The following is a 14,430-nucleotide window of genomic DNA, read 5'->3' as shown; positions in this document are numbered from 1 at the left end:
GGGTAGGACGTTGCCACGCAAACTAGGTCTTCGATTAATTTCGAAGGCTATTTTTTTGTCATTTTTTATGTAGCTACTAATAATATGAAAGATCATTAATAGATAAATCCTTTAATCAATTTCATGGTAAAATTAACAGGTACAATAATGCCGTTTTAGCTCAGATAGGTAGAGCACTTCCATGGTAAGGAAGACGTCATTGGTTCAAATCCGATAAACGGCTTACGAAATATTCCGATGACATTCCTTTTATAGGGGTGTTTTTTTATGGTTCTCATTTCAGTAATTTTAGGCATTAAATGATACGCTAAAGGAGAACCCAGAACGGAGGATAAATAATGAAAAAAAGCTTTAATACAGTTGTCATAGGTGGAGGAGTAGCCGGATCTAGTGCGGCTGCGTCACTTCAAAACGCAGGTCAAAAGGTTGCAGTAATCGAAAATGAGTTTTTTGGCGGAACGTGTCCTAATAGAGGCTGCGACCCTAAAAAGATTTTACTTGGTGCCATTGAAACCAAAAAATTAGTAGAACAATTGAGAGAGACCGGTATTGATGGAGAAACTCAAATCAATTGGGAAAATCTGATGAAGAACAAACGCGCGTATACGGGACCAATTTCAGCCAACACCCAAAAATGGCTGCAGTCGACGGGGGTTGAAACCTATCATTCAAGCGGCCAATTTAATGATTCTGGAAATTTCGAAGTTGATGGTGACGAATTAGAAGCTGATAACTTCATTATCGCAACAGGGTTGAGACCCTCTATTCTCCCTATAAAAGGAAATCAATATTTAGAAACAAGCAATGAGTTCTTAGATTTAGATAATATGCCTGAACGAGTGGCCTTCATCGGTGCAGGATATGAGGCATTTGAATTTGCATCAATCGCAAGAACTGCTGGAGCTGAGGTGCACATTATTCACCATAATGATAAACCACTCAAAGCATTCGATTCAGATATGGTTTCTGAACTCGTGAAATCGTTGCAAGCTCAAGGCGTTCAATTTGATTTTAATGTCGATATTACAGAAATTAAAAAAAGCGAAGACGCCTTTACTTTAACGGATGGGAACGGTTATTCCTTATCAGTTGATCGGGTCTTTGGAACGACTGGTCGAATTCCAAACGTTGAAAATATTGGTTTAGATAAAGTAAATGTTGATTATGATAAAAGGGGAATAAAGGTGGACGACCACCTGAGAACGAGCAATTCGACGATGTTTGCATTGGGAGATGTTATTTCTCGGAAATCAATCCCTAAACTAACACCCGTTGCAACTTTTGATAGTAATTACGTCGTGGCAGAAATTTTAGGTAAAAATACCAAAGCCATCGATTATCCAGCTATTCCTTCCGTTATCTTTGGGACCCCTAAACTGGCAAAAGTGGGCGTCGATACGGCTCAAGCAAAAGATTCTGACGATTATAAGGTAACCAAACTTGATGTTACTAGCTGGTTCAGCTACATGCGCCTTAATGAACCTAAGGCAGTGGTGAAGGTTGTGCTTGAAAAGGATAGCCAGAGAATCGTTGGTGCTGAATGTATGAGTGGTGAGGCAGATCAATTAATCAATTACTTCACCTTCATTATTGATGACAAGATAACAATGGATCAGATTGGTAAACGCGTTTTTGCCTATCCAACGATTGCGAGCGACCTGGGTTATTTTGGCTAACATATTGACATCAGTTGAAAATGAGTTTACAGTAAGAACTATTAAAATTAAATGAAAAACGTTGAAGAGGAAAGTAATCATTCATTGAATTTATAGAGAGATTGACAATGGTGGAAGTCAATTAGTCTAATGGATCTTGAAAGTAACCTCTGAGTTGCAAATGCGATTAATTGAGTGTTTGCTGAGTTCGCCCATTAAAGCGATAGCGCATGTATGTGCGCGAAAAGGTTATTATTGTGAAATAATGATAAATATGGGTGGTAACGCGCGATGAACGTCCCTTAAAACTTTAATTAGTTTTGAGGGGCGTTTTTTATTTTCTAAAAAGGAGGTTAAAAAGATGATGATTAATGAAGGTAGCAATGGTGGTTTGTATCGAGTCAGGAGACAACTGAATTTTCATAAATCATTTTTGACAAATTGAGAGGAAGATAATTATGGAAAACGATAAAAAATTAACTACTAAACACTATCTATTAATTGCATCAATGCTTTTCGGCATGTTCTTTGGAGCTGGTAATCTGATTTTTCCAATTCATTTAGGACAACTTGCTGGATCAAATTGGTTCATCGCCGGTTTGGGATTTTTAATTACTGGGACTGTTCTGCCACTATTAGCAATTATTGCCATCAGTGTGACCCATAGCAATGGGATCTATGAATTAGCCAAGCCCATTGGTAAGCATTATGCGACCATTTTCATGATATTAGTTTGTTTAACTTTAGGACCACTATTTGCAACTCCCCGGACTGCCACAGTTCCCTTCCAAATTGGAATCGGGAACTACATCAGTTCAAATCAAACTTCGCTGTACTTATTGATTTACTCGATTGCGTTTTTTGGCATAACTTATTGGGCATCTCGAAAGCCCACGGGGATTATTGACTCAATTGGAAAATTACTAAACCCAGCATTTCTAATATTATTAGCAATCATGTTTGGTTTTGCGTTTACCCGTCCGATGGGAACGGCTAGTAAAATGGCAACTGCAGGCCCAACATATTCAAACGGCGCCTTCCTGAATGGCTTTCTACAAGGTTATAACACAATGGATGCTATCGCTGGATTACTATTTGGCATTGCGATTGTTACGACGATTAGAGGATTAGGACAGCATAAGAGCCGCAATATTTCAATGACGGCTGCAAAATCTGGTGCCCTAGGAATCGGACTTGAAGCAATCATTTATATTGGTTTAATTTGGGTGGGTTCCACGAGTTTAGCGCACTTCAATATTTCAACCGATGGCGGAATTGCATTTGGTCAAATTGCAAATCACTATCTGGGATTGACGGGCCAAATTATTTTAGCTGTTATGGCAACACTCACTTGCCTAACGACGTCGGTTGGACTGAGCACTTCCTTTTCAGAGGCATTGCACAATAAATTTTCAAAAATTTCATACAAAACTTGGAATATTTTAACGTGTGGTCTGTCCTTTATTATTGCTAACTTTGGACTGGACACAATCATCGCTTGGTCAACGCCAATGTTGATGTTCCTTTATCCACTAGCCATTACGCTCATTATTTTATCAATTTGCTCACCACTATTTAAACGAGATTCACTCGTTTATATTTGGACAACCGCATTTACACTGATTCCAGCGCTTTTCGGTGCGATTGCTTCAGCACCATCAATCATTTCACAGGCTGGGTGGGCGCAGGCCATTTTGCATTTTGACAAAACCTACTTGCCTTTAGCAGCATATGGGTTAGACTGGGTATTACCGGCAATTATCGGTTTCGTAATTGGATTCGCAGCTTATCTTGTTAAAGGATTTATGACTGCAAATGCAACGCAGCCGAACGAAAATAATCAATAAATTTTGGAGGCGATAAAATGGCATTTATAGGAACCCTGTGTTTGTTGCTCGTGCTGACAACACTTGCGGGTCACTTATCTAACAGACTTGGGATCCCTTCAGTTATCGGCCAAATACTGGTTGGGATTATTGTGGGACCAGCCGTTTTAAATTGGATTCATTTGGGTAATACCATTCAGCTATTTTCAGATATTGGCGTCATTATCCTCATGTTCATTGGCGGGCTCGAAAGTAACCTGACGTTGCTTCGAAAGTACCTGAGACCAGCAATTATTGTTGCTTGTGTTGGCGTTATCTTCCCAGTGATATTCATGGGGATTGCAGCTAAATTATTTGGACTATCGACTTTTGAATCACTTTTTATCGGTGTCGTTTTTAGTGCCACGTCAGTTTCAATTTCAGTTGAAGTTTTGCGGGACTATGGTGCATTGGATACAAAAGAGGGCGCTACTATCCTGGGTGCGGCAGTCGCGGATGACATAATTGGCGTCATTCTATTATCGATTATGATTAGCCTGATGGGCACACAGGGATTGAGTGCTAACAGCCATCAACAAAATATTGCCGTCGTATTACTAGAGCAAGTTTTATTCTTCGTAGTTACATATTTCGTTGTCAAATGGATTGCCCCGTTTATGATGTCAATCAGCGAAAAACTGTTGATGGCATCAAGTCGAACCATTACCTCCATGGTGATTTGTTTAGGCATGGCCTGGCTGGCAAATTTTGTTGGCTTGAGTGGTGCGGTTGGGGCATTCTTTGCAGGAATTGCGGTTGCACATACTCCTTATCGAAAAGTGGTTGCCGAACACATGGAGCCCATCGGATATGCAGCTTTTATTCCGTTATTCTTTGTTAGTATTGGACTCAATATGACATTTGCGCATATTGGCCAATCCATTGGCTTCATTGCTGTTATGACGGTGTTAGCTTGCCTGACAAAATTAGTTGGTTGTGGGCTTGGGGCAATGATGAATGGCTTCAGTTTATCAAGTGACTATATGATCGGTGCGGGGATGATTTCTCGAGGTGAAATGGGATTAATCACCGCTCAAATCGGATTTAGTGCAGGACTGTTATCAGAGAGTTATTATTCCGATATGATTTTAGTGATCGTATTGGCAACAATTATTGCGCCGTTCCTTTTAAAGCACGCAATTAATAAATTGCCAGCGGATGATAAAGAAGCGATGATGGCGAAGCAATTAGGTGAAAATTAAAAAAGGAGCTGGGACAAAACATTTGTTTTGTCCCAGCTCCTATGTTGTTTCCGAATATTCTTGCTTAGTCGGGTTCTAAAAGGCTGCTTTCTCCGCATAGCCTAGATTAACAAACAATCCCAAGTGCAGGATTATTCGTTAATCTAGGCTATGCTCATAAGCAAACCGCCTTTTGTCTCACCCTCTTTTTTTAGTTTGAAAATTCATGTTCAATTTGCATGCAGGTTTGTGGAACATTTTGTGAAATTAAATTGGTCACTGGGCCAATGCTAATCAATGACAATTGATGCATAGCTCTAGAAGAAATGGTGTACAAGATACCCAGTTCGCGTGAACTTGGATAGTTTTCTTGAGACACGTTCCAGGCAATGACTGAATCAAATTCGAGTCCTTTGGCTAAATAAATTGGTAAGACGAAAACGCCTTTTGGTAATGACCGGTCAGCATCCGTCAATAAGGTGAGGTCACAGTCATGGTGAAGATGTTGATAGATAAGTTTAGCCTCGTCCATGTTTTTTGTCAGAATAGCAACAGTTCCATTCGTTTTCAACGACTCACTAATAAGGTCATGCATGGCAGTTATAGCGCTGTCCAGATCGTAGCGAACGACGATGGTAGGAACTTTACCATCTCTATTGAATGCTTGAATGTGATCCCCATCAGGTAAGAGGGATTTTGCAAAGGTTGTGATTGGTAAGGTCGAGCGGTAAGACCGGTTGAGACTAATCAGTCGCGCTTTTCTGACGTGAAAAGCATCCTTTAATTTATGCAGCAGCATGTCAGGTGATTCAACGTTTCGGTATAGGGCCTGTTCGCTGTCCCCAAGGAATGTCATTTTTGCTTTTGGAAATGCGTGGTGGAAGTACAATAATTGGGCCACTGAATAGTCCTGCATCTCATCAACAAAAAGATGTTGCATTCGCCTATTTTGGCCGCTCCCCGTCAATATATCACGGAGGTATAGAAGTGGCGCCACATCATCTAAAAGCACGTGGTGGTATTCCAATGCTTCTTGAAAGGCAACCGTCTGTTCCTGCCAAGTTTTGGCATCAATCGTTGCGGGACGTTGACAATGAGCCAGAAAATCAGTGTACTGCGTGTAGGTATCAAGGAAATAGCTATTATAAATTGCGTCGTACACAATTCGGAGCCGCTCAGTCACAATTTTACGCGCAATGTAACGAATTTCGTCATCAATTTGCTGAAAGCGTCCGAGCTCTTTGTTCCCAAGCAGGGTGTGGTAGTCTTCATCAGAAAGCTGATCAATTTCTTCAGCAACCCAGGCTGACTTGGCTTCTTCATTAATTCGATGCTTCAGCCGTTTGATGAGTTTGTTTTTCGTTTGTAAGAATCGTTCAGCAGGCTGCATATCAGGAAGCTCGCGATAAATCGACTCAATTTCTTGTTTGCTAAAGAAGATGTTTCCCTTAAATAAAATATTATTAAACTTAAATTGGCTGGCCGGCAACGTTTGACAATAATCCTGAACGGCACTCATGAAGGCGGCACTTTCTTTAAAATCGTGAGACTCCTGAGTCGCCTCCGAGATATCCTTACTGGTTTCGTAACGGTCAAATAGTGACTCAACTTCGAGGCCCTGGAACCGTTGATTAACAAATTCAGAAAGGGTTACTTGGCGCATATTTCGTTCACCTAAACTAGGCAAAACGTCAGAAATATAGTGGCTGAACAGCCGATTAGGTGAAAAGAGAATAATCTGGTCTGCTTCCAATTCATCACGGCTATGATAAAGCAGAAAGGCAATTCGCTGCAAAATAGCAGAGGTTTTGCCAGAGCCCGCAACGCCTTGCACGACAAGTAGGTCGGAATGCGTATCCCGGATGATGTCGTTTTGCTCTCGTTGAATGGTGGACACGATATTTTGCATCGTGTCATCATTTTGTTCGCCGAGAACGTGTTGGAGCATCTCGTCACCAACCGTTTCGTTGGTATCAAACATGCTGGTTATCTCGCCGTCCTGAATTAAGAATTGACGCTTCTTCTTAAGGTCAGTTTGCTGAATTCCAGCGGGTGTTTCATAAGCAACCTTCCCCAATGTCCCATTATAGTAAATGGAAGAAATGGGCGCACGCCAGTCGTAGACGAGGAAATTTTGATTTTCGTCAGTAAATGAAGCCGTTCCAATATAAAGTCGTTCCTGTTCAGTTTCACCTGGATCCAGAATGTCAATTCGACCAAAATAAGGTGATTTTTCTAATTGACGAAAGGTAGCCAATTGACGACTTAAAATTTGTTCATTTTCAATCAAACGAGAAGAAAGTGCTCGTTGCTGCTGAATTTCGGCTGATGTTTCAATTCGATCATCAACTTCGAAATAGTTAACGGAGGTGTTAGCGCTGTAGTTCGATTGGACCAATTTCATTTCGGAGCGTGCATCTTTATAATCGTCCGAAACTTTTTTAATATGGTTACCAATTTGTTGGACCACGTTGGTCACGCGCTTTTGTTCAAGTTGTTTTTCAGTATCCGCCAAATTAGACCCTCCTTTAATTTGTTCTAGATAAGCTTTGACAATTCTAGTAGGAAAGGTCTGCGATGTCAATTAAACAGCAGATAACTTTGACAGTCTTCTATTAAACTATTAAAATATAAACATTCAATAGAAATTAATCTAACGATAGTAGATTGGCACGACAGAGAGTTATCAATGGTGGAAGATAACAGGCCGAATCGAATTGGACGTTAGCAAATCAAACTGAAGTGGGTAGCACCCTTATCGTGAAGTGGCAGTGATAACTGCAATTTAGGTGGTACCGCGCATATGCGTCCTATTGTGAAAACAATGGGGCGCTTTTTTGAAAGGATGAAAATGATGACAGAAAAGAAAGTTATATTAACAGGGGATCGCCCAACTGGTAAATTACATATTGGGCACTATGTGGGCTCACTAATGAACCGGGTCAAGTTACAAAATTCAGGCGACTATGAGTCATACATTATGATTGCAGACCAACAGGCGTTAACTGATAACGCTCGGGATCCAGAAAAGATTCGTAATAGCTTGATTCAAGTGGCCTTGGATTACTTAGCGGTCGGAATTGATCCAGAAAAGTCGACTATTTTAGTTCAATCACAAATTCCGGCATTGAGTGAATTAACCATGCACTATTTGAATCTCGTGACGGTTTCTCGATTAAATCGAAACCCAACCGTTAAAACTGAAATTAAGCAAAAGAAGTTTGGCCAAAGTGTTCCAGCTGGATTTTTCATTTACCCAGTTAGCCAAGCTGCCGATATCACAGCATTTAAGGCAACAACGGTTCCAGTTGGTGAAGATCAAGAACCAATGTTAGAGCAAACGCGGGAAATTGCGCGAAGCTTCAACTCAATTTATGGTCAGCAAATTTTGGTTGAACCAGAAGGCTATTTCCCACCTAAGGGTATGGGCCGCATTCCTGGTTTGGACGGCAACGCGAAGATGAGTAAATCGCTTAATAACGCCATTTATTTGTCAGATGACGAAGATACCATCAACAAAAAAATAATGTCAATGTACACCGATCCCGACCATATTCACGTTAGCGACCCTGGAAAAGTCGAAGGCAACACGGTGTTTACGTACCTTGATATTTTTGATACGGATACCCAAAAGGTGGCTGATTTAAAGGCGGAATATCAACATGGTGGTTTGGGAGACGTTAAAATCAAACGGTATTTAAACGAAGTCTTGCAAGCTGAGTTGGCACCTATTCGGGCAAAACGCGAAACGTATGAATCAGATATCGAAGGTGTTTACGATATTTTGAAAAAGGGTAGCGAAAAGGCTAATGTTGTTGCCAATCAAACGTTAAAAGAAGTTCAAGATGCCATGGGAATCAATTACTTCGGCTAAAATTTTGGGAGGAATCGCTTATGAAGAATCTGGTCATTGTAGATTTAGGTTCGAATTCGGTACGAATGGCGATTATTGAAATTTCAGCAAATGGACACCATCGTGAGGTTTATCGAACAAAACGGGATAGTCGAATTTCTCAAGGAATGGGAACTGGCAAAAAGAAGACCCTCCAAGAGGTTGCCATGGCACGCACAATTGCTGCTATGAAGTCGTTTAAGGCACGTTACGAATGTTTGCCAAACGTCACCCTAATGGGGATTACAACGGCAGCGGTGCGACAGGCAAGCAATCAGCAGGAATTTGTGAGTCGAGTGAAAAAAGAAATTGGCCTCGATCTGAGAATCTTAACGGGGGATGAAGAAGCCTATTATGATTATTTAGGGGCAGCCACTCGGTTGAAAATTGAGGATTGTCTGATTTTGGACATCGGCGGTGCAAGTTGCGAACTGATTAATGTGAAAGATGGCAAGGAAGTTAATTTGATTAGCGTTCCGTTTGGTGCTGTTACCCTGACGGAACAGTTTCATTTGAACGACGTTGTCACCGCTGCGGGACTGTTCACTGCGGAAACTTTTTTGAGCAAACGGTTGAGGGATATATGGTGGCTGAATGATGCAATCCATAAGCCACTGGTTTTATTAGGTGGTGCCAACCGGACCCTAGCTCGGATTAGCAGAAAGCAGCAGCAATTTTTACACGTCGAAAATATTCATGGTTATCGGTTAAAGACTGATGACGTCTTTAATCTATTTAAAAAATTGATTCAGGTTGATCTAGCGGGCCGTAAACAGATATCTGGGTTGGAAACTGGTCGAGCAGATATTATCGTTGGGGGCGTGCTGCCCTTGGTCCTGCTACTTCAGTTGCTGGATTCTGATCGAGTTGTTTTTTCGGAGAGTGGTGTCCGTGAAGGAATTATAAGTGAGTTTATAAAAAAAGGGTGAAGCCACTCGATTGGCTCTGAGGATTAACGTATTCCGGAAAAATAATTGGTTAGAAAAATAGAGTCTCAGGCAAAAGTGCCTGAGACTCTATTTGACTATCTTTTATTCGAGGGGTGCTTTTCCAAGGTAAGCTTGAAGCATCCAGATGACTTTATCTGTATCCATTTTAAAGCCGTTAATCATGTCTTGAGTTGGTAAATCTTGGTCCTCATCAGTCACTTCAATGGCAGTTTGATATTGGTCGCGAAGGTATTTGTATGCCTCCACTAGATGTGCCATTCTTTCAGGAAGCGGGATGTCCCAGTCACCTTTTGATTCAGTGAGTCCCGTGTTATCAATAAATTCTTGAGTTGTTGCGTACGGTGAGCCACCTAAAGCAATTAATCGCTCAGCAATTTCGTCTAATTGGTCGTTTAAGTCATCTAAAAACTCGTCCATTTTTGGGTGGAGTTTGAAGAATTCAGGTCCTCGCATATACCAGTGAGTTTGATGCACGATGACACCTAATGTTGAGATGTCCGCGATAAGTTGGTTTAAACAAGCTTGGGTCTTTAAATATTTTCCAGCCATGATGTTGCCTCCTTATTTAGGTTATCTTCATGGTAGCAAAGCAAAAATGGATAAGCTAGAAACAAGTCTTGTGAAAAAGGCTAAAAGAAAAGACGAAACGACCAATTTGTAATAAACTAGAGGGAGACTAGAAACTGTGCGGAGGACGACATGACTAAGCCATTAAATCACTTTTATCGTTTTGACTATGAAACGCGACTAACTATGCTGGAAGATGTGGTCAATTTGACTGCTTCCGATCGAAAAATGCTGCGCGATTCTCGTTCCGACACTGGAAATGATATCGTTGAAAATTATTTAACCGACTTCAATCTTCCTGAGGGGTTAGCCACAAATTTTAAAATAAACGGCAAGCTCTATCAGATTCCAATGGTGACCGAGGAGCCTTCTGTTATTGCAGCAGCAAGTAACGGCGCGCAATTAGTTGCTAAATCGGGCGGCTTTGTGGCGAAGGTCCAAAACCGGCAAATGATCGGCCAGATTGTGCTAGAAAACGTTTCTGATGAAAATAAAATTCTAGATTGGATTCATTCAAATGAGGCGTTAATTCTAAAAACGGCCAACGAAGCCCATCCATCCGTTTTAAAGTATGGACAAGGTGCGACCCAGGTGAGGCTTCGCAATTTAAGCGAAGGCTTCATCTCGATTGACCTAGTTGTTGATGTTGGAGAAGCCATGGGCGCCAATATAATTGATGGGATGACGGAAGCCGTTTCGAAAATGATCCAAAGCAATCTGTCAGCGGATGTATTAATGAGCATTTTATCAAATTTTGCAACTGAGAGCTTGGTAACGGTCAAGTGTCAGATTGCTCTTGAAACACTGACCACAGCAGCTTTATCTGGTGAGGTAGTTGCAACCAAAATTGAGCAGGCAACTAAATTAGCAACGCTTGACCCATACCGAGCTGCGACTCATAATAAAGGTATCATGAACGGAATTGATGCTGTCATCATTGCGTTTGGAAATGATTGGCGGGCAATTGAAAGTGGCGCGTACGCCTATGCTTGCAGATCAGGAAAGTATCAACCCTTAAGCCAGTGGACCAAGCAAGACGGCTATCTAGTCGGTGAAATGACACTACCAATGCCGGTGGCGTTTACGGGTGGCGCAACAAAAGTGTTGCCGTTAGTCGCCGTAAACAAACGAATCGCTGATGTTAAAAGTGCCAGAGAATTGATGATGGTCGTTGGCAGTGTTGGGTTGGCGCAAAATCTTGCGGCCTTGAAAGCTCTGGTAACCGAAGGAATTCAGCGGGGGCACATGTCTCTTCAAATTAAATCACTCGCTCGCAGTGCTGGCGCAACCCATGCAGAGTTAGCAGTTGTAGTGGACCGACTTTCTAAAATGTCCCGCCCAGATTTGGCCAGTGCAAAAACAATTATTTCAGAAATTAGACGAAAAAAATCGTCTAAATAATAGGAGAAAAAGATGGCAAAAATAGAAATAAACGAACAAGTACAATCATTAATCGATGCAGTAAATAACTCTTTTCCAGGGACGGTAGAAGTTCAATTTATTGGGAATCTACAATCTGGCTATGTGCGCCATGATCAATCACAGCAAGTTCAGGACGGTAGCAATATTATTGTGCAGGTAAACGACCTAACAGCACCGAACTACACGGCTTCCCACGAGCTGATTCACCAACTGATGGTTCTGAAGGGCTTCCCACAAGTATTCTTTTCACTTACAAGTGGCAACGACCAATTAGACGAACAACTCATGATTATGGGAACTGAGCTTTATGACATTGTTGCCCATTTTGTCGTTGTGAGTGAGCAACGTAAACACGGGTTGATTGATGACGAAATCGAACAGTTATACTTAAAGGGAATTCAAGCAACCATCAAGCCGGAACCAACTCCGGGTGATGATCAAATGACCTTGCGACTAATGACGCTATTGGATGCACTCGTTTTTTATGGGGATCACATCAAGATGGTTGAGAAGCAGTTGAAACAAGATTATCCGATTTCGTTTGAGGCAGCACAAAAGCTATTCAAAATTATTTCTGAAAAGGCAATCGATTCGCCATTTACCATGCGTCGAAACGTGGTCAAATTATTTAAAGCATTTGATGAACAATTGAACGAGTGGCGCTTACCACCAATCAATAACGCTGAATTTACCACGGTTACGAGTGCGTTTTCTAAACGTCAACTCAGACTTGAAGTTCGTCAATTATTTGAGCTATTTCATTCAGATATGAATGAGAAAAATTCTGGTAGGAGAGCCTACGTTGGTTTTAATCGAACAGACGGGCAAAATGCTTTCGTTATTCCAGCACCAGAACCAAAGGACGATACACCAGATTTCTACAAAGCAATTTATAATCTGACAGTTGAAGATTTGTTTAAGCAGCTTAAAATGCCTTACATTTTGCGATAAGCTTGATTAGGAGGCAACATGATGGATGAAGAAATTCAGAACTTATTTAGTCAATCAAAATCAATCGTATTCTTAACCGGCGCAGGGGTTTCCACACCGTCCGGTATTCCGGATTATCGGTCTCGAAATGGCCTATATACTGGAAATAAAAATGCGGAGTATTACCTTAGCCACACTTGTTTAGCACAGGAACCCGATGTTTTTTACCACTACGTCATGGATAATTTGTATAAACCAGATGCCGTTCCAAACGTCATTCACGAAAAGCAGTCGGCTTTAACTCAACAAAATCGAGCTACGGTGGTTACGCAAAATATTGATAATCTCTATCGGCAGGCAAATACGTCCCACTTAGTAGAATTTCACGGCAATCTTTATCAAATCTATTGTCAGAAATGTGGAAAATATGTTGATTGGCACGACTATTTAAAGAGTCCGACTCATGAAAACTGTGGTGGCCGATTACGACCGGACGTTGTGTTGTATGAGGAAGGCCTGAATGAACAAAAAATTAGCACGTCGGTAAATGCACTAGCAAATGCGGATTTGGTTGCCATCGTTGGGACCTCAATGCGGGTTTATCCGTTTGCTGGGTTGCTCGATTATCGAAACCCTAGTGCCAAAGTAGTAGTCATTAATCAAGAAGCCCTACAATTTCCGTTTGATTTTACGATGATCCAAGAGGATGCGAGCCAATTTTTCCAAGAACTCGAAGTTTAGATTATTAAGGAACGTGATAATGATGACAACTGAAGTGATTATCCAACAACTAAGAGGACTCATTACCCGAATTCGTTTGATTGTCTTTTTTCAGACGGCTGCGGACTGCATGCTGTTCTATTCATTTTTCAGGCTTTTGATGAGCGGGGCAACCGTTCAAATCTTTACGACTGATTTTGATCGCAATACGGCAATGTTGCTCATTTTCATGCTGGCAATGATTGATCTTTGTTTTTCAGGGATTCGTAGAAACTATAAGCGCTCGGGATTTGACCTAATTAATCAGCTTAGTGGCGACCTTGATCAGGATGAGGCAGCCGTTGTGACGAAATTTGGTCGAATGAAATAAACGTATTTGATTGTGGAGGATTTGTATGATAACGATTGGATTAACAACTTGGAGTGAGCACCCAGGTCTGATAAATGGGGATTCTCGTAAGGTTCGATTAACTGAATATGTTGGACATTTTCCGGTAGTCGAAATCGATACAAGTTTTTATGGAATTCCAACCGTGGAAACAGTCAAAAAGTGGCAAGCACAAGTGCCGGAAAACTTTCAATTTATTTTGAAGGCAAATCAGGTCATGACTCATCACGATGACGCTAAGGAGCCGGTTGATGAGTTGACCCGAATGGCCGCATTTAGAGACTTTGGAAAAATGGTGACCCCACTCGTTCAAGCAAAGCAACTTAAAACAGTGTTATTCCAATTTCCACCATTTTTTACGAGAACGGTCGCTAATTTTCAGTGGCTGGAAACCATTCGTCGAGAAATGGCTGATTTGCCAGTAGCGGTGGAGTTTCGTTCTCCAACTTGGTATCAGGATGGCATGACCGACGATGTGATTGCCTATTTGAAGAGTCTTCAAATGACCCACGTAATAACAGATGAGCCCCATAATTTAAGTGGCGGGGTACCGTTTGTCCCCAAGGTCGCCGACAACCGATTGGCGTTAATGAGGTTTCACGGTCAAAATCAGGCTGGTTGGCTAGATAAGAGTAAAGACTGGCGTGGAAAGCGAACCTTATATCGCTATAACGATGAAGAGTTGACTCATTTTGCTGAAGAGGTACAAAAGCTTGAGCAGCAAGCTGAGGAGGTCTGCGTCATCTTCAATAACAATGCGGGTGGTGATGCTGCGCCCAATGCTTTAGCACTTAAAGATAAGCTAAACATTGAGTGGCACGGTTTAGGGCCTCAGCAAATGGATCTATTTTAGTTGCTAA

12 protein-coding genes, 1 tRNA gene and 1 other annotated feature are annotated in these 14,430 nt (G+C 41.5%); of the genes, 11 read left to right on the top strand and 2 right to left on the bottom strand.

Annotated elements, in window-relative coordinates:
• Nucleotides 1–149: 149 nt before the first annotated feature.
• The 4 genes from FD44_RS03710 to FD44_RS03695 all read left to right on the top strand — a co-directional run bounded on the left by FD44_RS03710 (nucleotide 150) and on the right by FD44_RS03695 (nucleotide 4,722).
• Nucleotides 150–223: transfer RNA gene (locus FD44_RS03710), tRNA-Thr, on the top strand.
• A gap of 115 nt (nucleotides 224–338) precedes the next feature.
• Complete coding sequence (locus tag FD44_RS03705; protein WP_010620803.1) at nucleotides 339–1,676, top strand: dihydrolipoyl dehydrogenase family protein; 1,338 nt, start codon at nucleotides 339–341, stop codon at nucleotides 1,674–1,676.
• Nucleotides 1,677–1,728: 52 nt separating this feature from the next.
• Nucleotides 1,729–1,961: a binding site (T-box leader), on the top strand.
• Nucleotides 1,962–2,113: 152 nt separating this feature from the next.
• On the top strand, nucleotides 2,114–3,502 hold the full coding sequence (brnQ, locus tag FD44_RS03700) for a branched-chain amino acid transport system II carrier protein (protein ID WP_010620802.1): 1,389 nt from the start codon (nucleotides 2,114–2,116) through the stop codon (nucleotides 3,500–3,502).
• A 17-nt stretch (nucleotides 3,503–3,519) separates the two neighbouring features.
• A complete protein-coding gene (locus FD44_RS03695) occupies nucleotides 3,520–4,722 on the top strand; it encodes a cation:proton antiporter (RefSeq protein WP_010620801.1) in 1,203 nt (400 codons plus the stop codon).
• A gap of 190 nt (nucleotides 4,723–4,912) precedes the next feature.
• Here the strand turns inward: FD44_RS03695 and helD are convergent, their stop codons facing one another.
• A complete protein-coding gene (gene helD / locus FD44_RS03690; RefSeq protein ID WP_010620800.1) occupies nucleotides 4,913–7,216 on the bottom strand; it encodes an RNA polymerase recycling motor HelD in 2,304 nt (767 codons plus the stop codon).
• Nucleotides 7,217–7,555: 339 nt separating this feature from the next.
• On the opposite strand from helD, the gene trpS reads away from it, so the two are divergent.
• Complete coding sequence (trpS, locus tag FD44_RS03685) at nucleotides 7,556–8,575, top strand: tryptophan--tRNA ligase (RefSeq protein WP_029327638.1); 1,020 nt, start codon at nucleotides 7,556–7,558, stop codon at nucleotides 8,573–8,575.
• A gap of 20 nt (nucleotides 8,576–8,595) precedes the next feature.
• On the top strand, nucleotides 8,596–9,522 hold the full coding sequence (locus FD44_RS03680) for a Ppx/GppA phosphatase family protein (RefSeq protein WP_010620798.1): 927 nt from the start codon (nucleotides 8,596–8,598) through the stop codon (nucleotides 9,520–9,522).
• Nucleotides 9,523–9,624: 102 nt separating this feature from the next.
• Here the strand turns inward: FD44_RS03680 and FD44_RS03675 are convergent, their stop codons facing one another.
• Complete coding sequence (locus FD44_RS03675; protein ID WP_010620797.1) at nucleotides 9,625–10,092, bottom strand: Dps family protein; 468 nt, start codon at nucleotides 10,090–10,092, stop codon at nucleotides 9,625–9,627.
• A 150-nt stretch (nucleotides 10,093–10,242) separates the two neighbouring features.
• On the opposite strand from FD44_RS03675, the gene FD44_RS03670 reads away from it, so the two are divergent.
• From FD44_RS03670 to FD44_RS03650, 5 genes are read left to right on the top strand one after another with little or no spacing between them, the layout of a single operon-like run.
• Nucleotides 10,243–11,511, top strand: a complete 1,269-nt coding sequence (locus tag FD44_RS03670) for a hydroxymethylglutaryl-CoA reductase, degradative (RefSeq protein ID WP_010620796.1) — start codon at nucleotides 10,243–10,245, stop codon at nucleotides 11,509–11,511.
• 12 nt (nucleotides 11,512–11,523) lie between these two features.
• Nucleotides 11,524–12,483: a hypothetical protein gene (locus tag FD44_RS03665; protein WP_010620795.1), complete on the top strand. Its 960-nt coding sequence runs from the start codon at nucleotides 11,524–11,526 to the stop codon at nucleotides 12,481–12,483.
• Nucleotides 12,484–12,504: 21 nt separating this feature from the next.
• Complete coding sequence (locus FD44_RS03660; RefSeq protein ID WP_010620794.1) at nucleotides 12,505–13,203, top strand: NAD-dependent protein deacylase; 699 nt, start codon at nucleotides 12,505–12,507, stop codon at nucleotides 13,201–13,203.
• 19 nt (nucleotides 13,204–13,222) lie between these two features.
• Complete coding sequence (locus FD44_RS03655) at nucleotides 13,223–13,552, top strand: hypothetical protein (protein ID WP_029327637.1); 330 nt, start codon at nucleotides 13,223–13,225, stop codon at nucleotides 13,550–13,552.
• Nucleotides 13,553–13,577: 25 nt separating this feature from the next.
• Complete coding sequence (locus FD44_RS03650) at nucleotides 13,578–14,423, top strand: DUF72 domain-containing protein (protein ID WP_010620792.1); 846 nt, start codon at nucleotides 13,578–13,580, stop codon at nucleotides 14,421–14,423.
• Nucleotides 14,424–14,430: the final 7 nt, after the last annotated feature.

The organism is Secundilactobacillus malefermentans DSM 5705 = KCTC 3548, assembly GCF_001436395.1.
In the GTDB taxonomy this organism is placed as follows: Bacteria; Bacillota; Bacilli; order Lactobacillales; family Lactobacillaceae; genus Secundilactobacillus; species Secundilactobacillus malefermentans.
The sequence above is the reverse complement of the archived record's forward strand: the minus strand, read 5'-3'. Positions and strand labels throughout refer to the sequence as shown.

Bases quoted from the DNA above. Each gene is read 5' to 3' on its own strand.
- FD44_RS03695 (WP_010620801.1), top strand. From the start codon at position 3,520: ATGGCATTTATAGGAACCCTGTGTTTGTTGCTCGTGCTGACAACACTT.
- FD44_RS03665 (WP_010620795.1), top strand. From the start codon at position 11,524: ATGGCAAAAATAGAAATAAACGAACAAGTACAATCATTAATCGATGCA.
- FD44_RS03650 (WP_010620792.1), top strand. From the start codon at position 13,578: ATGATAACGATTGGATTAACAACTTGGAGTGAGCACCCAGGTCTGATA.
- FD44_RS03675 (WP_010620797.1), bottom strand. From the start codon at position 10,092: ATGGCTGGAAAATATTTAAAGACCCAAGCTTGTTTAAACCAACTTATC.
- FD44_RS03670 (WP_010620796.1), top strand. From the start codon at position 10,243: ATGACTAAGCCATTAAATCACTTTTATCGTTTTGACTATGAAACGCGA.
- brnQ (WP_010620802.1), top strand. From the start codon at position 2,114: ATGGAAAACGATAAAAAATTAACTACTAAACACTATCTATTAATTGCA.
- FD44_RS03655 (WP_029327637.1), top strand. From the start codon at position 13,223: ATGATGACAACTGAAGTGATTATCCAACAACTAAGAGGACTCATTACC.
- FD44_RS03660 (WP_010620794.1), top strand. From the start codon at position 12,505: ATGGATGAAGAAATTCAGAACTTATTTAGTCAATCAAAATCAATCGTA.
- trpS (WP_029327638.1), top strand. From the start codon at position 7,556: ATGACAGAAAAGAAAGTTATATTAACAGGGGATCGCCCAACTGGTAAA.
- FD44_RS03705 (WP_010620803.1), top strand. From the start codon at position 339: ATGAAAAAAAGCTTTAATACAGTTGTCATAGGTGGAGGAGTAGCCGGA.
- FD44_RS03680 (WP_010620798.1), top strand. From the start codon at position 8,596: ATGAAGAATCTGGTCATTGTAGATTTAGGTTCGAATTCGGTACGAATG.